At 67.4% G+C, this 18,455-nt stretch carries 19 protein-coding genes and 1 tRNA gene; 9 read left to right on the top strand and 11 right to left on the bottom strand.

The features are described 5' to 3' along the window. Nucleotides 1–2: 2 nt before the first annotated feature. Nucleotides 3–74, bottom strand: a tRNA-Pro gene (locus B1H19_RS01960). Between the two features lie 60 nt (nt 75–134). Further along, nucleotides 135–770, bottom strand: a complete 636-nt coding sequence (locus B1H19_RS01955) for a histidine phosphatase family protein (RefSeq protein WP_083102536.1) — start codon at nt 768–770, stop codon at nt 135–137. A 517-nt stretch (nt 771–1,287) separates the two neighbouring features. Here B1H19_RS01955 and B1H19_RS01950 point away from each other — a divergent pair. Further along, the gene (locus tag B1H19_RS01950; protein ID WP_335755959.1) at nt 1,288–2,028 is read left to right on the top strand and encodes a ferritin-like domain-containing protein; all 741 of its coding nucleotides are present in this window, start codon (nt 1,288–1,290) and stop codon (nt 2,026–2,028) included. A 459-nt stretch (nt 2,029–2,487) separates the two neighbouring features. On the opposite strand, the gene B1H19_RS01945 is transcribed toward B1H19_RS01950, so the two are convergent. Then, complete coding sequence (locus B1H19_RS01945; RefSeq protein WP_083102534.1) at nt 2,488–3,432, bottom strand: GlxA family transcriptional regulator; 945 nt, start codon at nt 3,430–3,432, stop codon at nt 2,488–2,490. 71 nt (nt 3,433–3,503) lie between these two features. Between B1H19_RS01945 and B1H19_RS01940 the strand changes: the two genes are divergently transcribed. Continuing rightward, complete coding sequence (locus tag B1H19_RS01940; RefSeq protein ID WP_083109372.1) at nt 3,504–4,460, top strand: NADP-dependent oxidoreductase; 957 nt, start codon at nt 3,504–3,506, stop codon at nt 4,458–4,460. A 408-nt stretch (nt 4,461–4,868) separates the two neighbouring features. Here B1H19_RS01940 and B1H19_RS39515 read toward each other — a convergent pair whose 3' ends face one another. Continuing rightward, on the bottom strand, nt 4,869–5,666 hold the full coding sequence (locus B1H19_RS39515; protein ID WP_237289035.1) for a hypothetical protein: 798 nt from the start codon (nt 5,664–5,666) through the stop codon (nt 4,869–4,871). A 717-nt stretch (nt 5,667–6,383) separates the two neighbouring features. Here B1H19_RS39515 and B1H19_RS01920 point away from each other — a divergent pair. The 3 genes from B1H19_RS01920 (at nt 6,384) to B1H19_RS01910 (ending at nt 10,320) form a co-directional block, all read left to right on the top strand. Continuing rightward, nucleotides 6,384–7,556, top strand: a complete 1,173-nt coding sequence (locus B1H19_RS01920; protein ID WP_083102531.1) for a tyrosine-type recombinase/integrase — start codon at nt 6,384–6,386, stop codon at nt 7,554–7,556. A gap of 353 nt (nt 7,557–7,909) precedes the next feature. Next, the gene (locus B1H19_RS37710) at nt 7,910–9,724 is read left to right on the top strand and encodes a site-specific integrase (protein WP_237289034.1); all 1,815 of its coding nucleotides are present in this window, start codon (nt 7,910–7,912) and stop codon (nt 9,722–9,724) included. Next, nucleotides 9,721–10,320: a DUF6262 family protein gene (locus tag B1H19_RS01910; RefSeq protein WP_083102530.1), complete on the top strand. Its 600-nt coding sequence runs from the start codon at nt 9,721–9,723 to the stop codon at nt 10,318–10,320. The genes B1H19_RS37710 and B1H19_RS01910 overlap by 4 nt, the downstream gene beginning before the upstream one ends. Before the next feature lie 101 nt (nt 10,321–10,421). Here the strand turns inward: B1H19_RS01910 and B1H19_RS01905 are convergent, their stop codons facing one another. From B1H19_RS01905 to B1H19_RS38475, 4 genes are all read right to left on the bottom strand, one after another. Next, complete coding sequence (locus B1H19_RS01905; protein ID WP_083102529.1) at nt 10,422–11,279, bottom strand: class I SAM-dependent methyltransferase; 858 nt, start codon at nt 11,277–11,279, stop codon at nt 10,422–10,424. Between the two features lie 20 nt (nt 11,280–11,299). Continuing rightward, the gene (locus tag B1H19_RS01900; RefSeq protein WP_083102528.1) at nt 11,300–11,644 is read right to left on the bottom strand and encodes a VOC family protein; all 345 of its coding nucleotides are present in this window, start codon (nt 11,642–11,644) and stop codon (nt 11,300–11,302) included. 1 nt (nt 11,645) lies between these two features. Beyond that, nucleotides 11,646–11,825, bottom strand: a complete 180-nt coding sequence (locus B1H19_RS01895; protein WP_083102527.1) for a ribbon-helix-helix domain-containing protein — start codon at nt 11,823–11,825, stop codon at nt 11,646–11,648. An 83-nt stretch (nt 11,826–11,908) separates the two neighbouring features. Further along, nucleotides 11,909–12,070 carry a hypothetical protein gene (locus B1H19_RS38475; protein ID WP_159027931.1) on the bottom strand — a complete coding sequence of 54 codons (162 nt, stop codon included), beginning with the start codon at nt 12,068–12,070 and terminating at the stop codon, nt 11,909–11,911. A gap of 412 nt (nt 12,071–12,482) precedes the next feature. Here B1H19_RS38475 and B1H19_RS39510 point away from each other — a divergent pair, with 412 nt between their 5' ends. Together B1H19_RS39510 and B1H19_RS01875 are read left to right on the top strand one after the other, a co-directional pair. Next, on the top strand, nt 12,483–12,758 hold the full coding sequence (locus B1H19_RS39510; protein WP_237289033.1) for an alpha/beta fold hydrolase: 276 nt from the start codon (nt 12,483–12,485) through the stop codon (nt 12,756–12,758). 936 nt (nt 12,759–13,694) lie between these two features. Next, the gene (locus B1H19_RS01875) at nt 13,695–14,390 is read left to right on the top strand and encodes a class I SAM-dependent methyltransferase (protein ID WP_083102525.1); all 696 of its coding nucleotides are present in this window, start codon (nt 13,695–13,697) and stop codon (nt 14,388–14,390) included. A 5-nt stretch (nt 14,391–14,395) separates the two neighbouring features. Here B1H19_RS01875 and B1H19_RS01870 read toward each other — a convergent pair whose 3' ends face one another. From B1H19_RS01870 to B1H19_RS01860, 3 genes are all read right to left on the bottom strand, one after another. Beyond that, nucleotides 14,396–14,890, bottom strand: coding sequence for a MaoC family dehydratase (locus B1H19_RS01870; protein WP_083102524.1), 495 nt, complete (start codon nt 14,888–14,890; stop codon nt 14,396–14,398). A gap of 648 nt (nt 14,891–15,538) precedes the next feature. Further along, nucleotides 15,539–16,288, bottom strand: coding sequence for a hypothetical protein (locus B1H19_RS01865; RefSeq protein WP_083102523.1), 750 nt, complete (start codon nt 16,286–16,288; stop codon nt 15,539–15,541). Nucleotides 16,289–16,882: 594 nt separating this feature from the next. Then, the gene (locus B1H19_RS01860; protein WP_083102522.1) at nt 16,883–17,323 is read right to left on the bottom strand and encodes a phage tail protein; all 441 of its coding nucleotides are present in this window, start codon (nt 17,321–17,323) and stop codon (nt 16,883–16,885) included. 406 nt (nt 17,324–17,729) lie between these two features. Here B1H19_RS01860 and B1H19_RS01855 point away from each other — a divergent pair, with 406 nt between their 5' ends. Together B1H19_RS01855 and B1H19_RS38465 are read left to right on the top strand one after the other, a co-directional pair. Then, the gene (locus B1H19_RS01855) at nt 17,730–18,179 is read left to right on the top strand and encodes a hypothetical protein (RefSeq protein ID WP_083102521.1); all 450 of its coding nucleotides are present in this window, start codon (nt 17,730–17,732) and stop codon (nt 18,177–18,179) included. A gap of 107 nt (nt 18,180–18,286) precedes the next feature. After that, complete coding sequence (locus B1H19_RS38465; RefSeq protein ID WP_159027929.1) at nt 18,287–18,451, top strand: sigma-70 RNA polymerase sigma factor region 4 domain-containing protein; 165 nt, start codon at nt 18,287–18,289, stop codon at nt 18,449–18,451. The last annotated feature ends 4 nt before the right edge of the window (nt 18,452–18,455 follow it).

The raw sequence follows: 18,455 nt of genomic DNA, 5'->3' as shown, positions 1-18,455 counted from the left end.
AGCCGACGTGGCAGGTTCCGCCCCTGCGCCCTCCGGGTCCCGAGCCCGGTGCTCTGCTACTGAGCTACACGTCGATGGAGGGGAGAGTAACCGGCTGCGGGGGTTCGAACAAACGCATTTTTCGTGTGCTGTTCTCAGCCGCGCAGCTCGGGTGGGAAGCCGGTCCAGCGAAGCTCCGGGGGCAGGTGCCCCATGTCGTTGTAGAAGAGGACGGAGGCGGGTCGGCCGGGTGCGTATCGGATGATGGAGAGCGCGGCGTTGGCGTGGTTGAGGCCCATCCACCGCCACTTCGGCGCGTCAAGGGCGTCCCGGATGAGCCAGCCGATGAGGAAGTTGTGGGTGACGATCAGCTCGTGGCGAGGCTCGTCGCCGTCGACCGGCCCGGTGAACTGAGCGAGTGCCTTTCGGGCAAGCTCCGGCCCGTTGTCGCACTCCTCGGCCGGGAACTGGGCCAGGCGGTCGAGCAGGGCATCGGCCGACTCCGGAGGCAGCTCCGCTCTTTGCGCCAGATAGGGAACGTAGTCGCCGGCCAGTTCCGACTGCTGCGCGGGAACGTCGTCGAGCTGGTCGCAGATCAGCCGGGCCGTCTGCTCCGTCCGCGGAAGGGGACCGTGGTGAATCGCCGAGAGAGCGCTGCCCCGAAGCCGTTCGCCCAGCAGCACCGCCTGACGGCGGCCGTTGTCCGTCAACTCGCTCTCATCCGGCGAAGCCTCGCCGTGCCGCGCGAGGTAGAGGTAGCGGGGAGCCGTTCCACTCGTGCTACGAGTCATGCTGCGAGGACCTCCATGAGCGTTCATGATCAGGCGGCGGGTGCCCTGATGGACGCTGAGGATCGCCCTGAGGTTCCGTTCCCTGGGGGTTCCGCCTCCTGAGCTTCCCAAGCTCAGGGCGGGAGTTCGATGTCCGGCTTCGTCCCAGACGCTATGCAGCCCCCACCGGCAGCAACCGATACCTGGGGCCGCCTCGTCACAAAAAATGAAGTGAGCGTCTGTCATATCCCCACGAGGCACGAGCAGGTCGTGCCTTTGCCCCGCTTCCGCACCATGTCCCGAGCCGTCAACTCACCCCCGTTGCCGTCTGCGAGGTTCGCGTCAGTGCGAGTCACGGCGTTCCATCGTGCGGATGAAGTCCCCACCACACCGGCATCGCAGGCATATGCCTGATCGACCCCGGAGTACGTTCCAGGGAAAACCGGGCAGGAAGGGACGGTCTATGGCCACGGCGGTGCTGGACTACGAAAGCGACGCAATCGTCCAGCTGATGAGCGTGCCGGAGGAAGAATGAGATCTGCAGAAGCTCAAGGATGCGCTCCAGCGGGCGATCATGCTGGAGCTGTCGACTATCCCGCCCTACGCCAACGCGCTCTGGTCGATCAGCAATCCGACCACGGGTGACGAGACGTCGGTCTACCACTCGATCCGCGAGATCATCTTCGATGAGATGACCCATTTCGGCTTGGTCTGCAACATGCTGACCAGCCTCGGCGGCGAGGTCAAGCTCACCGACCCGGCCACCGTCCCGAAGTACCCCGGCAAGCTCCCCGGAGGCGTCCGCCCTTCGCTCGATGTCTATCTCAGCTGGCTGAGCCGGGAATCCGCCGAACTCTTCGCCAAGATCGAGGAGCCCGAGGACCCCCTGGCCTACCGCGGCGACGGGACCTCGATCGGCGCCTTCTACGACAGGATCTCGGCGGTCTTCCCCCGCTTCGCGGACAAACTCACCGGCGACCGACAGGTGACTTTCCCGCTGGGCAAGCGGCACGGCGTCGGCAACGACATCATCCCGATGAAGAGCCTGACCGACGCGCTCTGCTTGACGATGCGGACGGCACCGCAATCGCACTGCCGGAGGACGCGCATCCAACGCCGAGGCCCGTTTCGAGTTGGGCCTCGACTGCCTGCTCACCGGCTTTGCAGCCGCACTTGGCTGCGGATAGCGGTTGGCGGGGCAGCCCCTCCGCTGCGAGAGCCGCCCCGCAAACCGCCGTGCCTCATCCGTGCCCACCAGCCCGGTCAACACCGGTTTTGAGGGCGCAACGGGGCACTATCGGGCACCCGCAGAGAGCAGCGTTTCCCCAGGTCAGCCCCCTAGGCCATGTTCAAGTCGGCCAGCCCTTTATCAGCCCCACCTGCTGGCGGAGGGTCGGATTTCACGAGCTCCCGTATCGACTCGGGCGCTTGGGCGACATCCCGTGAGTTGCCCTGAGCCCCGCTGAGTCCATGTCCCCCTGGCCAGGAAGCTCTTCCTCCTTCGTACGCTCCGCGGTCTGTGACGTAACTTCGGCATTCTTGAAGCGTCCTCATCTCGTCCGACCGATCTGCGGTCTGGGTGAAGGCGAGGAGGCTCGGGTGGGCGGCGCCGGGAGTCGCAGGGACCCGCGTGAGCACGAGGTGCCCGCCTTGGTGGAGCGATCGCCGAGGTGACGAGCCTGCTTGCCCTGGTGCCGGCCGGCGTTGGTGTGGTGACGTGCCGGCAGTCCGGGAGAGGTCAGCGGTCGCCCGCAGCCTGAAAGGTGCGGCGGTATGCCTGCGGTGAGACGCCGATCGCGGCGTTCAGGTGCTGGCGCAGTGACGCGGGCGTAGCGAAGCCCACCCTGCCGGCGATCTGCTCGACGGGCAGGTCGCTGGACTCCAGCAGTTCCCGCGCCCGGGCGACCCGCTGCTGGATCAGCCACCGCCCTGGGCTCACCCCCACCTCGTCCCGGAACCGGCGGGCGAACGTCCGCAGGCTCATCCGGGCATGCCCGGCGAGGTCGGTCAGCGTCAGCGGCTCGTCCAGGCGCCTGAGTGCCCATTCCCGCGTCGCCGCCGTCCCGGCCGCGGACGGCTCCGGCACTGGCTGCTCGATGTACTGCGCCTGCCCGCCGTCCCGCCACGGCGGCACCACGCACCGGCGTGCGACGCGGTTGGCCACTTCGCTGCCGTGGTCCTTGCGTACGAGGTGCAGGCATACGTCCACGCCGGACGCGGCGCCGGCCGAGGTGAGGACGTCGCCGTCGTCGATGAACAACACGTCCGCATCCAGGGCGACCTGGGGGAACGCCTCCCGGAACCGGCCCGCCAGCGCCCAGTGCGTCGTGGCGCGACGCCCGTCGAGCAACCCGGCCGCCGCGAGCGTGAAGGCGCCGGTGCAGATGGACACGACGCGCGCGCCGGCCGGGATCAGTGCGAGCGCCTCCGCCACTGGAGCCGGGAGCTTCACCGAGGTCGGTGCCAATTCGTACGGCGGGATGACCACGGTGTCCGCGGTGGACAATGCCTCCGGCCCGTGGTCAACGGTGATCGCGAAGTCTGCGGAGGTACGCACCGGGCGGCCGTCGACCGTGCAGGTGACCGTCTCGTAGCGGCCGTCCGCGGTGCCGAAGACGCGCTGGGGGATGCCGAGCTCGAACGGATAGACCCCGTCGAGCGCCAGGACGACGACACGATGCATGGCACGATCCTATCGGTGAATGACATTCAGGCCACTCCCGTCGAGTGTCCGAGCGCTGCAGGCTGGGGCACATGAACGACATCACCACCATGCGCGCGATCAGCCAGGACACCCTCGGCGGCCCCGAGGTGCTCAAGGAAGTCCGGCTGCCACGGCCGACGCCCGGGCCAGGGGAAGTCCTCGTCCGGGTGCACGCCGCAGGGGTCAACCCCACCGACTGGAAACACCGCAGTATCCCCGGGCTTTTCCTCGGCGAGCCCCCGTTCGTCCTCGGCTGGGACGTCTCCGGCGTGATCGAGACGACAGGCGTCGGCGTCACACTCTTCAAGCCGGGCGACGAGGTCTTCGGGATGCTGCCGTACCCGTACGGAGCGGGCTCGCATGCCGAGTACGTCACGGGCCCCGCCCGCGCTTTCGCCCCCAAACCGGCCGCCGTCGATCACGTGCAGGCCGGCGCCCTGCCGCTCGCCGCCCTCACCGCCTGGCAGGCCCTCGTCGACACCGCACGCCTCGAAGCCGGCCAGCGGGTGCTGATCCACGCGGCCGCCGGCGGCGTCGGCCACCTCGCGGTCCAGATCGCCAAGGCCCGTGGAGCGCACGTGATCGGCACCGCAAGCACCCCCAAGCACGACTTCGTGCGCGCCCTGGGAGCCGACGAGGTCCTCGACTACCGCACCACAGACCTCACCGAGGCCGTCCGCGACGCCGACGTCGTCCTGGACTCCCAGGGCAGCGACCACGCCATCCGCTCCCTGCGCAGCCTGCGCCCGGACGGCATCCTGGTCTCCCTCCGGCTCGATGACGGCAACCCGGCACTCACCCGGGAGGCGGCCCGGCTCGGCGTGCGCGCGGAGGTCATGCTGGTGGAGGACGACCACGCCGGGATGGCGGCCATCGCCCGACTTGCGGCCGACGGCCGACTGCGCGTCGAGATCGCCGGCACGTTCGAGCTGGCGGACGCGGCGAAGGCGCACGAGCTCGGCGGCACGGGCCGCACCGCGGGAAAGCTGGTGCTGACCGTGCGGTGAGGACGGCAGTCGGTCACCGGAGGCAAATCGCCCCCGGTGACCGCCTGTTGCGTCCGGGCTGACACCGCCCACCCACCCGGAACTCACCATTCCTTCCCCTCAAGGCCCGCGGTCTCCTGGTCGCGCAGGCGCCGCAGGCCCCCGGGTAGGCCGGGCGTGCGACATCGCCTGAGTTCCCCGGAACCCGAGGGGCCACCTTCCGAACTCCGGCAACCGACCCCCGGGTTCCCGGTAAAGTCCCTCAGTTCGCGTGAACTCGTGGGCCTCGTGGGCCTCTTGGGGGGCGAACGCGCTGCACCAAAAGCACGCACCGGGGTCGGGACTGGCGGGCTCGCATGGTGAGGTGTCGCATATTCTCCGGTGGCAGCCGGCCTTGGTCACCGTGAGGTGTCGTTGGTGCTCTGCTGATCAGTCTGTGCCATCGGGACCGGGAGCGTGGGGCGGGATCGTCCAGCGCATCGTTGTCTGGCCTTCGGGGCCCGGCTGAAGTGTCACGGGATAGACCTGTCCGCATCGACGTTCGCCACGATGTCTCATCGAGTGGTCGCCGCTGTCCCAGTTGATCCCCAGCACTGGGCAGCCAGCGACCTCGATGGCGCCGATGCGGAGCGGGTGGGTCCAGCTCGCCCGGTTGAAGCGGTGGAAGTCGGTGTGCTCGTCGACCGCGACCATGACGCCCCGGCCCTGCTCGTCCCCTTCCCAGGCATTGAGGGCGTCGACGAGCTTCTTGGCGTCGTCGAGAGGCAGGTCGAGCCACCCTCGCACTTGGTTGCCGTGTTGCAGGATCAGCTCTCCGCCGAACTGAAGGTGGGCGGCCTCCGCGTAGCCTCCCCAGTAGGTGACGTCGGCAAGACCGTCGGTTGATGGGTGGCCGTCTCCGGTCCAGGAGGCCAGGGCTAGTGCGTCACCGAGCACCATGCCGCAACGGTCGACCGGTAGGTCGCCAAGAACGATCGGTTCGTTCCCTGCGGTGCCGGCCCATGGCATGCCGAGATCGATCTCAAGTACCGCGATCGTCGGTCCTCCGTCGAAGGGCGACGCCGTCGTGCCGGCCCGCACCATCAACGGCCTGTCACCGGCGGCGGGAACCGCGACCATCTCACACAGCCAGTCGTGGACGTGTCCGCCGCCGATCGACGCTGCGGCACGTGCGCGCTCGGACAGCGGTAGGCCCAGCTGCGGCCAGGAGTCGATCCACGACGCCATCCCCAGTACGAGGACTCCCGACGGCGCCGTCACGACTCCCAGGTCGATGTCAGTCTCAGCCGTCCGGCGATGGAACCTCCCTCCTGCTCTCAGGGTCAAGGTCTGCCCCCAGCGCCGAACCACGGTTCCAGGCCGTACGCGTCCAGAAGCGCAGGGGCTGCCCGCCGGGCCCACCTTCGGTGGACCGGGCGAGCGCCGGAGTCCACATCGAGGCGCGGTTTTTGGACGGCGGACCCATGGACAGCCGTCCCTGCGAGCGGTTGACTCCCTTCCACCGGCAGGCCACCCGGACCAGGGACGGCCGCCAGAGAGCGTCACTCCGCCCACCGGGCGAAGGCCCTTTGGACCAGGTGGGCCGGCCGGGACGACGCCGGAGCGACCAGCGGGAGGATGCCGTGGATGATCTCGTAGGGGCGTGGGCTCTGAGCAGCTTGATCGTGGATGAGGCTTGCGGTGATGAGGGCACTGCCGCTTCGACACCGTTGGGAGTGCGGCCGCACGGGATGCTTCTGTACGCGGCGGATGGCTGGATGAGCGCGCTGCTGGCCGGTGGGGCCGACGTCCGGCCGGCTGCGGTGGTGTCTCCCCCGGTTTTCCAGCCTGCGTTGTAGTCGTTCGGGGTGTCCGTGGTGCCTGTGACCACGGACACCCCGTGCTCGTTTGCCGACCGGCGTCGTGGTGTTCGCCATGTTTCGGACAGGTCGGCACGGAGGCAACGTGGCACGCAGGCTGTCAATTGGTCAGCTCAGGGTGCAGGAGATCATCCACGGGGATGGACGGCGGTCGCACACGATCGTCCAGCCTCCTGGCGGCGTACACGCGGGGGCCGAGCGGTTCCTGTCGCAGTACGCGGGCACCGGGTCGGACCGGCCGTACGCGTACCTGCTCGTCGACCACCTGCGGTGGCTGGAGCACGAGGGGCTGGCCCCGGAGAGCGTCGGCTTCCGGGACCTGGAGCGGTACATGGGCGCGGTCGGGGCGAAGGTAGCCGCACCGTTGAGGTCGCCGTGGCGGGTGGGCAAGCGTCCGTACGGCAACAGCGCACTGTCCTCGGCGGCGTCGTGCCTGAAGGGCTTCTACCTGCGTCAGGCCGAGCTGGGCATCAACACCGAGCTGGCCGAGACGCTCGACAAGCGACGAATGCCGACCAGGCAGGACCGGGACCGCGCCCTGCTGGGGCACATCACGAAGGACATGGCGGCGAAGCCGCTGGCACCGCGCAGGATCCGCCGTCGGCATCCGAAGATGCTGCCGGACGGCGCCCGCGGGCTGTTGCTGCCTGTGGTGAACTCGGCTCGTGACCGGCTGGTCGTCGACTGGCTCAGCGACGGGGGTTTCCGCGTCGGCGAGCTGTGTGGACTGCATCTGTGCGACCTCCACCTGCGGGAAGGGGCCAGCTGCGGCGAGTGCCGCACTCCGCACGTCCACGTGTGTCATCGCGAGGGCCTGCCCAACGGGGCCCGGGCGAAGACGAAGCGGCCCTGGGAACTCACGGACGGCACCATCCGGGGCGGGCTCATCAAGCGGGTCAGCCCGGCGATGATCCACACCTACTTCGACTACCTCACGGGCGAGTATCCGCGCAGTGCCTCCCACGGCATGCTCCTGGTCCAGCAGCACGGAGCGGACCGGGGCCTGCCCTGGGCTCCGGAAGGCGTCCGCAAGATGATCGCCCGGGCCTCGGCACGGGCGGGTCTGGGCAAGCTCCGCCCCCATGCCTTCCGTCATTCCTTCGCGACCGCGGTCCTCGATGCCTCGGACGGCAACCTTGTGGTGACCCGGGATGCCGGCGGCTGGGCCTCCACCCAGGTGGTCGACGAGATCTACGCCCACGTGGACGTCAACGATCCCGTCTTCAACGCCGCGCTGCTGAAGACATGGGGTGAGTGACGATGGGCTCGACGTCACCGCTCCGCGTCCTGGCCGACCCGGTCCGCGCCCGTCGCACTCGCGACAGGCTTGAAGTGCTGACCGCTCTGCTCGGCGGCCCGTCGGTCGATCCGCTCTACCGCGACTCCGTGATCAAAATCCCCACGGACCACCCTGTCTACGGCTGGGCCTGCAAGGTTGCCAGCTGCGGAAACGCGAAATCGTCACGCAGAGACATCTGTAGTCCCCACGAGAGGGAGTGGCTGCGGGCACGGCGTGAAGGTGTCACGCGTCGCGCTTTCCTCAACGATGCCAGGCCAGTCGAGGTCCGGCGGCCTGACCCTGCGGCGGGCACGCTCGACCTCCGGGGCCTGTTGCCCCTGACCAGGGCCGAGTTCCAGTGGGGGTTGTTCGCCCACACACAGCAGGCATCCCGCTACGACTGGCACGTAAGCGAACTCCGCGCCGTCGTCCGCTTCCTCCAGAACCACCGCGTCGCATCGCTGTTGGAGCTCGCGCCGACCGGCGAGCACGTCCCCACCCGGCTCGTCGGCGTCCTGCGCGAGATCTCCACCGAACTGCGGATCGTCTACTTCACCCCAGAAGAGACCAAGGAGGCCGGATACATCGAGACCGAGCACTTCGGGGTTCGCTTCCACCGCTCCCGCAGCGACTTCGATCTCACGCCGGTGTCACAGCGGTGGCTACGTGATCTTCTCTGGGATCACCTCGCCGACCGGCTCCGATCGCCCCAGGGCCCAGCACGGAGAGGGGGCCTGCTCTTCCACGACAGGCGAGCCTGCACCGAACTCAGCGCCTTCCTCGAAGCGGTGGCGCCGGGCGGCGGACACGACCCGGCGCTCCTCACCGAGGAGCACATGCGCCGCTATGTCGCCGACCACAACAAACGTGTCCGGGAGGGCCTGCCGTCCCTCGCCATCCGGGCTGTGAACGGCAAGCCGTCCATCGTCACGGGCAACACCCGCCGGTTCACCTTCAACCACGCCCGTGCGATCTTGAGGAACGCGCTGGACAGCGGTGAGGCCGAGCGGATCGGCCTGCCACGGACGTTCATCACCGCGTTGCCCTACGGGAAGAAGCCAGTCGAAGGCCGACGCAACCCGTTCCCCGACGAGGTCGCCCAAGCCCTGTCCGACGAGGGAAACCTGCAGCAGCTGGCTGACCGGCACGATCCCAGCGACTGCGGCATCCGGGATGCCTGGGAAGCCCTCGTGTTCACCGGCCGGCGCTGCACCGAGGTGCTGAACCTGCGGCTCGAATGCGTCAGCCGCCACGGCGGACTGCCCCTCCTATGGCACGACCAGACGAAAGTCGGCAACTACGGCGAAGCGATCCGGATCCCCGAACGGCTCTACCTGCGCATCAAGGAGCGGCAGCTGACGACCCTCGCACGCTTCGAGGACCGCACACGCGACCGCAACCCTCACGGGCGGGACTCGATTTCGTACACCCTGTTCCGCGATCGGTTCCAGCAGTGGATCAACGACCTTGACCTTGGGCGGTGTGTTGCCCACCAGGCCCGTCACACGCTGGCCACCAAACTGCTCCGGCACGGCGCGGGTCTGCACCACATCAAGCAGTACCTCGGCCAGGTCTCCGGCCGCATGGCCGAGCACTACGCACGAGTCGCGTCCTCCGAGATCGAGGACGTCCTGCATCACGTCTGGGTCGCCGGCCCGGGATCCGCGCACCCTGGCTCCTCCAGTCAGGGCATGAGCCGCGAGGCCGCCCGCGCGATGGCTGTGGATCTGTCCCGCCGCAGCACCCCCGCAGAGGGCGGGCTCTGCACCTTCCAGCCGGTCGTCCGCGGCGACGCCTGCCCCTGGCAGCTGAACTGCGAAGGGCGCGACAAGTTCGTCATGTCCGGCGCTGACCTCCTCTACTGGCACCGGAAACGCGAGCAATGGCGATCGCTCGCGGAGCGGACCCCGGACGACGCCACCGCCGACTACCTGCACCAGGTCTTCGAGCCGACGTCCCAGGCCATCGACGGCCTGGAGAAGGCACTCGCAGCCCTCGGACTGCTCGACCAGGCCCTCGCCATGGACCTGCGGCGCCCCCAGGACTACTTCCAGCGGCTCTGGAGCATCGCGTTCCGCGCTTCCGACCTCGCCGCCGCAGGCGAACAAGACGACGACCTGAACCGGCAACCGGAGGACTCCCAATGACCCAGGCCCTTCCCGCCCCGCGCACAGCACAAGCACTCCAGGCCCGCCAGCAGCGGACCGAGGCCAGCCTCCAACGGATCAAGGACGCGGTCGCCCACCTGGAGAAGATGAAGACCCCGATCGCGGTCTCGGCCGTCGCCCGGCACGCGGACGTCTCCCGCACCTTCCTCTACGAACACCCGCAGGCCCGGACGCTGCTGGAGGAAGCAACCCGCCGGGCAGCCGGCCGCCGGATCCAGGACCGGCACGACGAACTCGCAGAGCGCGAAGCGTCCTGGAGGGAACGGGCCCTGAACACCGAGGACGCGCTCAAGGCGACCCAGGCCGAGGTCCGGAACCAGCGCACACAGATCGCCGAACTTCTCGGCCAGATCCGCGACCTACAGACGGAATGGACCGAGGGCGACATCGTCCGGATCACCACGGAGAACGCCACGCTCAAGAAGCGTGTCCGCGAACTGGAGCAGGAGAACCGGCGAGTGACCGACAGGCTGGCCGCGGCTCGCGACAACGTCCGCTTCGCCGACAAACGCATCGCCGACCTTGAAGCCCAACTACTCGACGACGGACAACTGTCTCCCAGGGAGACACTCTGATCTGGGGGGGGGGCATGCCCCGCTTGCCCGAAATTTGCTCCTAAGGTGTTTTTGGAACGCAAGGCTCGAAGCTTCCTGGAACAAGCGGCGTTGAGGGGAAGTCAGGTGGTGGCCAGCAGTAGATCTTCTCCGCTTGACGGGCGAAGGTCGTCGGTGCGATCGGCGAAGTAGCGCTCGGCGAGCACGGCTCCCGACACGTGTCGGGAGCCTATGAAGCCGGCTTCGCGGGCCATTGCCAGCATTTCCTTCGGGGTGTAGAAGCTGATGAACGGCGTCCCTGATGCTCGTGCGCCTTCCTCACTCGCCCGGAGGCCGGGGCGGTCGGCGGCGTCGACCAGTTCGGTCGGCAGCAGGAAGGTCATGGCGAGCGTTGAGCCGGGTGCAAGCCCGGCAATCCGGCGCAAGGTGGCAGCGGTGGTGTCTTTGGTGAGGTACATGGTGACGCCGGTGGAGACGATGACCGCTGGCCGGCCGGGATCGAAGCCGGCGGTGGACAGTTGCTCAGGCCAGGACGCGCCGGCCTCGAAGTCGACCGGCACCAGGTGCAGCCAGTCGGGGATGCCGTAGCCGAGTTCGACCAGGCGGTGGCGCTTGAAGGCTTGGGTGCCGGGCTGGTCGACCTCGAAGATCTGAAGGCGGGAGGCGAGCTCCGGCTTGCGCTGGGCGAAGGTGTCCAGACCGGCTCCCAGGATGACGTACTGGGTCACGCCCCGGTCGGCCTGCTCGGCGATCAGGTCCTCGATGAAACGAGCGCGGGCAATGATGGCTGCCCGGAACCCGCTGGTGGCCTGAGGATCCATGTCCGGGCGGGCGCGCCATTCATCGCCAGGGGCCGCCAACTGCAGGCCGATCTCGTCCTCGACCATGTGCGGGGGCGGGTCGATCTGAAGGTGCATCGCCCGCCAGAGGGCGGTCCGCACCGCGGTATTGTCCGGTGCCTCGATCTGCTCGTGCGCCATGGTGTTCCCCTTCGTCGCAGTCAGTTCTTGGCGGGAGCCTGGAGGCTCCACAGGCGCCCGTCGGGGTCGCGGACGGTCATTTCCTTGGTCCCGTAATGGGTGTCCTCGAACGGCGTGACCACCTCGACGACAGGATCGGGACGGAACGCGTCTGCGTCCGGCGTCTTCAGTACGATCCGCGTCTGGGGCTCTTGGTCCTGGGGAACCTCGGCGATGAACACGTAGGGACCGTCGCCGTTGCGGAGCTGGCCGGAGTTGTGGTCCGTCGCGAACTCCAGCTCGTAGCCCAGCGCCTGGAAGAACTTCGCCGCCTTGCCCCAGTTGTGCGTCGTCAGGAACACAGCCTCGATACCTTCAGTCGTCATGTCAAGTCTCCTTCTCAGGCGATTGCTGATGGTCCCCTTGGGCGTCGTCGAGGTAGGCGCGCAGCGCGTCAGCGACGAGTGCTGACAACGACATACCCGAGTCGATGGCGCGGTACTTGACCTGCTTGATCAGTCCGATCGGCAGGTACACGTTGAACTGCTTGACTTCCTCATCACCCACAGGATGGATGCTAGCATCCTAGCTGGCTAGCATGGGGCCGATACGGCGAACCGATCCGATCCGGTTCAGGAGGTCGGTGTCGACTACTTCGTCCACTGACTGGTGCGCGGGTTCTTGCGGGGCAGGCGGCGGGTCATCCTGGTCATGAGTGCCCAGTTCAGGCGGGTTTCGGAGTGCGGGAGCAGCCGTTCACAGTCGCGTGCGTTGCGGCAGGCGTTCATGCACCAGTCGATCGCGTGCTCCACAGTTGTGCCTTCCGGCCCCCGTGACGAGGTCGCCAGTTACATCCCTAATCGAGTGAGTTGCAGCAGGTCTGCAACCACGTCCCGGACATGTTCGCTATGCTCCGCCCCAGGTCATAGCCACTTCAGGGATGCTCCCGGCCGGAAAACTCAGGCAGAGGTTCCCGTGCTCGCCGGCGCCGCGGTGGCGTACGCCGGCCGATGGGAGCGCAGCGGAGATCAGGTCAGGCACCACGTGCTGGCCAGTCACTACGCCCCGTGGGTCGGCCGCACCCTGACCCGACACGCCGCGGCATGTCCGCCCCGCGACCAGGCACGCCACCATCCTCAATGCCTCAATGCCTCAATGCCTCAATCGAAGCCAGCGTGCCAGGGTCCCGGAAACAGCCCACCTCGCACCCTTGGAAGGCAACCCATGCGCACCACCCATTCCCGCTCCCACACGTACGCCGAGCCGCCGGCGCGGGTCCGCGAAAGCCGGCAGGTGCGCTGGCACCTGGTTGAATGCGGCCCCGCCGACGGCGAGGCGGTGGTCTTCCTGCACGGCGTCCCCGACTCGTGGCGGCAGTGGCACCACGCTCTGGAAGCTCTGGGCAGCACTTACCGCTGCATCGCTATCGACCTCAAGGGATACGACTCGGCCGGACCACAGGCACCGACGAACTCGAACTCCGCGCGGCACTGGAAGTGACCCACCACCTCGGTCCGGGCCCCTGGAGAGCGTCCAGCATCGCGCGATAGCAATACCATTCCGGCTGCCCGCCATATCCCCGCAGCCAGGCCGGCACCGGCAACAGCGGCCGGATCAGCGCCCACGCGCTGTCCGACATGTCGGTGGGATAACGGCACTCATGCACTTCGTGGTCACTCGCGTTCCCGAACCGGTGAGCCAGACAGTCACACGCCAGGGGGAACTGGACTCCCACTCGTCGCTGGCGTAAAAATGCGGCAACAGGGCCTCCTGGACAGCTCGTTGGAGGAGAAATCCTTAGCGCTACCAACAGGCCCTGCTCTCATGCACGGCAGCCGCCGCAGTCACCCGCCTGACCGACACTCCTTGAGATCGGATCGACAACAACCACGTCGCTCCCAAATCGCTGGGATGGGTAAAGTGGCTTTGCCATACTGGTGCCATGTGCTTTCGTGGGGGGACTCCGAACCGGCATTACGTGTGCTTGCCCTGTCGTTCTTCGTTCAAGAGGCGCGGCACGTGGGCCAGCCGATGCCCGCGCTGCGGTGGAGAGTTGATCGACGCGGGCCAAGACCTCGCTGTGCCGAAGCGGAGGGACACTGCTGGGTGGCGGACGCTGACTGCCCTCCTGAACGCAGGTGTCACGTTCCACTCTGGCTGCTGTGATGGGCCCGGCTGGCGGCCTCGAACACCGCGTGAGGTGCGCGAGCGGTTGGCCGCCGCGGCTGGCACTGGCGTGCCGCTGAGCGTGGCGCTCACGACGGTCGACACTGACGAGCTCCGTTCAGGGCACACCGCACGCTGAGCCGTCGGGTCGGCATGGCTCATCCCATACTCGGCGACGTGCGCCTGAATGAGGCCCTCGTTCGACTGCCAGATCAAGACCGCGCGATGGTGTGGTTCCGCGGGCGACCGAGGGGCTGATGGACTCACGCCATGACGACATTGCTGCCCCGCATCATGCGAGCACTTGAGCACTTCCATGCCACCCACCCCTGGGACCACAACGCCCACTACCACCGGTGGATCCTGCGCCAGCTCCCCAGACGTTCCACCAAGGCTCTGGACGTCGGATCAGGTAGCGGTGACCTCGCCAGACTCCTGGCCTCACGGGTCGGAGCAGTGCACGGTATCGACGTCGATTCCACGATCGCCGATCGCGCGCGGGATCTCACAGACCCCGCCGCCCCGGTGACCTTCGCTGTCGGAGACGCATTGAAGGAGGTGCCTCCTGGCCCCTACGACCTCATCACATGTGTCGCCACCATCCACCACATGCCGTTCAGCGACGCCCTCACCTGCTTCCGTCAGCACTTGGCGCCCGGCGGAACCCTGGCCGTCGTCGGCGTCTATCGCCCGCAGTCTCGGAGCGATTACCTGATCGATGCCGTGGCCATTCCGGCCAACGTCGCCATGGCCTGGATCAAGAACAAGGGCCGCAAGGCGCCGCGACCAGTCTCCATGACCGCCCCGACCCGCCCGGCGACTATGACCTTTGCAGACATCGTTCGCGCCGCCCACCAGAAGCTACCCGGTGCACGGTTGCACCGACGGCTGTTTTGGCGCTACACGCTGGTCTGGCACCGGCACAAGATGATTGATTCCAAGGGGCCGTACGTGACCACCGAGTAGTGTGCCTACTCCTGCCGACGGCGCAGCATGTTCATGATCGTCAGGGTCATCACGACCTCGCGCCGCTGGTTGAGTACTTCGACCAGCGTGTGCACCAGCCCCCGATCCGGCTTGGACCGGGAGACGCGCGCCTGCGTCACCGTGGCGCGGATCGACAGAGCGTCTCCCGGCCTGACCGGCTGGAGCCACCGCAGCTCGTCGATACCAGGGGACGCCAAGCTCGCCACCTTGCTGAGGTAGTGATCCGCGTAGAGCCGCATCATCAACGCCGTGGTGTGCCACCCGCTGGCAATCAAACCCTTGAACGGTCCTCGCTCGGCGGACACAGGGTCGGTATGGAAGCTCTGTGTGTCGAAGCGCCGACTGAATTCGAGGATCTCCTCCTCGGTGACAGTGATGCTGCCGAAGGCATGGACCGAGCCAGGGACGTAGTCCTCGAAGTAGCGGTCGTTGATGGGGTTGGCGAATTGGCTGGCGGAAGTCGCGGACGTGGCTGTCATAAGTTGCCATCTCACCTGTCTTCATTGCTGGGCCGGGACAGCTCTAGATGATCGATTCCAAGGGATCGGCTACGCGCAAGCGACGAGGGAGCCCAAAGTGCGGTTGTGACACCAGACTTGGACTCCCTCGCCACCGCACTGTACGCGAAGACGACCACATCCGGCGCCGCCTGCGTCCCCTCGGACACCGCTGGCGGGCCTGGCGGTACCGCCCGTTCGTCGTCCAGCAACTGCTCGGCGGTGCCGCGCACCAGGCCGGCTACATGGCCGTTTGCCGCGTGTGCTACGAGTCGGCGGGGGCGGTCGCCGGCATCCCGCCGAACGGCATGTGGCCAGACATATACGCCACTCAACCCCAGCGCCGGTCCCCGCACATGAGCCCTCGTACTCAGTTCCGTTCCGGACGCTACCCAGCCACAAGCCTTCATGAGCGCTGCCGAGGTTCGTATCGTCACAGCCGAATCACTCGACCGCGGCCAACTGCCCGACTGGTCTTTTCGTGGCTGCCGCCCGGGGAGGCTGTCGGCGTCAGCTGAGGTGCGGCGCCCCGTACAGCAGGCAGAGGCACAGGTGTCGGCCGGCGGCTCGCGCTGTACTGGCGGAGATCATTTATTCCTGGCGTGTCGTATTCCTCGCCTCAACCGCGCTTCATGCGCGTCGCCGGGAACCTGGCCAGGGGTAGCCGAGCTGATCAGCAAACTCCTTCGAACCGCCGCAAACCTCGGCGACCTCGCGGGGGTCTCCGGCTGTGAGACGCGCTTCCAGGCGCTTTGCTTGGTCACCTGGGTCGTCTCCGGAGATCGGAAGGGTCATTCTGAACTGAACCCAGGGACGGTCTTCCCTGATCGCGGAACGGCCGGGATGGAACAGGAAGACGCTGATCTGGTCAGGTTCCCAGTGCCAAGCGGAGACGGCTCCCAGTTCGCATTCCCAGGTCGTCAGCCAGTCGACACGCTCCAGGAGCCTTTCCTCCAGAAGCCTGGCGACTGTGCGGGCCGACCACTCCCAGCTGTGGTCCGTCGAGGCCCGGCGGACCTCCAGGTCATACTGATTGACGTCGAATCGAAGCTCTGGGAGTTCGACATCGTCCTCATCCGGGTTGCGCCAGCCGCTCCAAATCACGTGTTGCCCTTCGCGCCTGATGGTCACGTAGACAGCGCCGCAGCACCCCTCCGTGCACTCGGCCTCGGCAAGCCGAACCTCGCGGGGGGTGTCTGTCGCGTGAAGCGGCGCATCCGGCCCCAACAGATACCGAGGGTCGTCTGCCGGCCCCTCATCGAACACGTCGGCCAGGATGTCTCGTCCGTTGATGATCGGTCGGCATTCCACGGTGCCGTGTCGGCTTCCCAGCGGTGGCACGACGATGCGGAGGGACAGCAGATGCGGTTCTGTGGTCATTGGTCGATGGTCTCGGAGTCAGTGGCAGTTGTCCTGCGTGTTTCTTCTTGAAAGGAGACGGGCGACTCCGTCCTGGACCTTCTTGCCCGGATGCCTTCGCATGCCGTGGGCTCGGGCAGCGAGGTAGTCGTCCCGGGAGGTCTTGGCGAACCCTGACCGGCGAACGGCCGTGTTGGGGGAGAGGAGGCCGGTCTGCATGGCGGGTCGGCCGGGGAAGAGTCAGTGCTCGCCGCGGTTGGTGCGGGTGAGGGCAGCAGCTCTCGCGAGCTCACCTATGTCCTGGGCGGCTCTTCACGGGCAAGCCGATCTCGATGCGCAGCATGACCCAGATTCTCCCGGTGCGACTCCCGGTTCGCACCGCGTGCAGGGGGCGTTGGCCGCTCTCGCTGGCGCTCGCAGCATTCGGCGCACCGGACGTCGCGGTGCCGTGTCCGGTGTGTCGCCCCGATGCTGTGCTGCGGCACCGCGGCTGATGCGCGAACCTCTCAGCCGAGTGAACGGATGGGTGGGGCGGTTCGCCAGTGCGGGTGCCCGGCCCAAACGCCCGGCGTGTTCGGTGTTCACGCACGCTTCGAGGCATGTCCGGCTTCAAGTTCAGAGGAACTTGGTGTCGACGTCCAGGTAGCGCAGTTCGAGCGTCTCTTCTCCCACGCCAGACTCACCGGCGGTGACACCCGGACCACTCCAGCTGACGGGGTGCACCCGGGCGAAGGACATCTTCTTGATGGCCTCGTTCTTCGCGTTGACGAACACCAGGACCAGGTCCCGCTCCACGTCAGTCGCGGCCGGATCCCTGGCGTCCTGGATCCATCGGGTGAACTTCTCGCTCTTGTCCGCAGAGCGCGTCAGCGTCACGTTCTTCCAGCCCGGAAGCCCGTGCACGTAGTCCCACTCGATCTTTCCCGACGGGGTCATCGACACCACGTCGATGTACTCCTGGTCCACGGTGATGGTGGAGACGCTCTTGAGCGTCTCCACTCGAACGCCACCGAGTTCCACCTGGCACTTATACGTGACAACCGCAGTGTCCAGCATCTGACCACCCTCAGGTTTCTGGCGTTGCAGGACGAGCCATCCGGCCCGAGATCACGGACATCGTGCCAGGTCACAGCCACAGCAAACATGGAACATACCCATTTGGGTGAGTCGATTGAGCAAACCGGTCCCAACCCCGCGGTGCCGACGCGCTTGGTGGTGGTCAGCTGGGGGGCGGTTCGCCGGGCCGTTTCCTGTGCTGTCCCGCCGGGACTCCCGGTTGCCGGTGTGACCGGCCCGGCGGTACGCCCGCGTCGCCTCAACGCTCTGCTCCAAGGCGGCCATCAGATCGACGGGACCGCCTTCGAGCGGCGCTGGAGTGCCCGGATGGCGGGGCGTTCCATAACCCCACGCGCCGGCTGCCGCTGTGCCACCATGCGCCCAAAGCACACGTCCAAGGGGGACTATGCGTACACGCACGGCGGCGGCACTCGCCGCCCTACTGCTCGCCGCGCTCACGGGGTGCAGCAGCGCCGTTGACAGCGAGAGACCAGCCCGCTCCGTACCACCCACGACGGCCACCAGCAGCGCGCCCTCGGCCACTCTGGACCCGTCCCGCGCAGACCTCGAAAAGGCCGTCCGCGCCTACACCGCCGCCTACTTCAAGCCGGACGTGACAACCGCCTACGGCATGGTTTCCACCCGGTGCAAAGAGCAGATCACCAAGCCAGCGCTTGCCGCGCTCCTCGACCGCGCGAACCAGATGGACGGCGACCGGACCGTCAAGCGATTCACCATCGACAAGATCTCGGGTGGTATGGCCCGCGTCTCGTACGGTGTCGGTCTGCCGCGGTACGACCAGCACGGCCAGCCGTGGACCCGCGAGGGTGGGCACTGGCGCTACGACGCCTGTTGATGCTCGGCGCCGCGCTCCGCTGGGGGGGCGGCCGTCCTCGGTATCGCACCCCTCAAGATCCGGCAAAGGCGAAAATCCGTACCCCCCCACCAGGGAGGCGAGCGGACATGGCGATAAAGATCAACGCTGACATCGCGACACTGCGCGAACATCAGGTGCTCCTGATGCACACCTGCCGCCACATGCCGGTCCGCGAGATCGCCACCGAACTCGGCATGGACATCAAGACGACCTACGACGCATGGAAGCGCGGCATGCGCAAGTACGCCTAGGCCG

Origin of the sequence: Streptomyces gilvosporeus (assembly GCF_002082195.1) — a bacterium.
In the GTDB taxonomy this organism is placed as follows: Bacteria; Actinomycetota; Actinomycetes; order Streptomycetales; family Streptomycetaceae; genus Streptomyces; species Streptomyces gilvosporeus.
Note: the sequence above shows the minus strand (reverse complement) of the source record. Positions and strands in the feature narration are given on the sequence as shown.

What these genes read in the sequence shown, in the direction of transcription:
- B1H19_RS01955 (WP_083102536.1), bottom strand. Translation starts at nt 770, where the DNA reads ATGACTCGTAGCACGAGTGGAACGGCTCCCCGCTACCTCTACCTCGCG.
- B1H19_RS01945 (WP_083102534.1), bottom strand. Translation starts at nt 3,432, where the DNA reads ATGCATCGTGTCGTCGTCCTGGCGCTCGACGGGGTCTATCCGTTCGAG.
- B1H19_RS01940 (WP_083109372.1), top strand. Translation starts at nt 3,504, where the DNA reads ATGAACGACATCACCACCATGCGCGCGATCAGCCAGGACACCCTCGGC.
- B1H19_RS39515 (WP_237289035.1), bottom strand. Translation starts at nt 5,666, where the DNA reads ATGGCGTCGTGGATCGACTCCTGGCCGCAGCTGGGCCTACCGCTGTCC.
- B1H19_RS01910 (WP_083102530.1), top strand. Translation starts at nt 9,721, where the DNA reads ATGACCCAGGCCCTTCCCGCCCCGCGCACAGCACAAGCACTCCAGGCC.
- B1H19_RS01905 (WP_083102529.1), bottom strand. Translation starts at nt 11,279, where the DNA reads ATGGCGCACGAGCAGATCGAGGCACCGGACAATACCGCGGTGCGGACC.
- B1H19_RS01900 (WP_083102528.1), bottom strand. Translation starts at nt 11,644, where the DNA reads ATGACGACTGAAGGTATCGAGGCTGTGTTCCTGACGACGCACAACTGG.
- B1H19_RS39510 (WP_237289033.1), top strand. Translation starts at nt 12,483, where the DNA reads ATGCGCACCACCCATTCCCGCTCCCACACGTACGCCGAGCCGCCGGCG.
- B1H19_RS01875 (WP_083102525.1), top strand. Translation starts at nt 13,695, where the DNA reads ATGACGACATTGCTGCCCCGCATCATGCGAGCACTTGAGCACTTCCAT.
- B1H19_RS01870 (WP_083102524.1), bottom strand. Translation starts at nt 14,890, where the DNA reads ATGACAGCCACGTCCGCGACTTCCGCCAGCCAATTCGCCAACCCCATC.
- B1H19_RS01865 (WP_083102523.1), bottom strand. Translation starts at nt 16,288, where the DNA reads ATGACCACAGAACCGCATCTGCTGTCCCTCCGCATCGTCGTGCCACCG.
- B1H19_RS01860 (WP_083102522.1), bottom strand. Translation starts at nt 17,323, where the DNA reads ATGCTGGACACTGCGGTTGTCACGTATAAGTGCCAGGTGGAACTCGGT.
- B1H19_RS01855 (WP_083102521.1), top strand. Translation starts at nt 17,730, where the DNA reads ATGCGTACACGCACGGCGGCGGCACTCGCCGCCCTACTGCTCGCCGCG.
- B1H19_RS38465 (WP_159027929.1), top strand. Translation starts at nt 18,287, where the DNA reads ATGGCGATAAAGATCAACGCTGACATCGCGACACTGCGCGAACATCAG.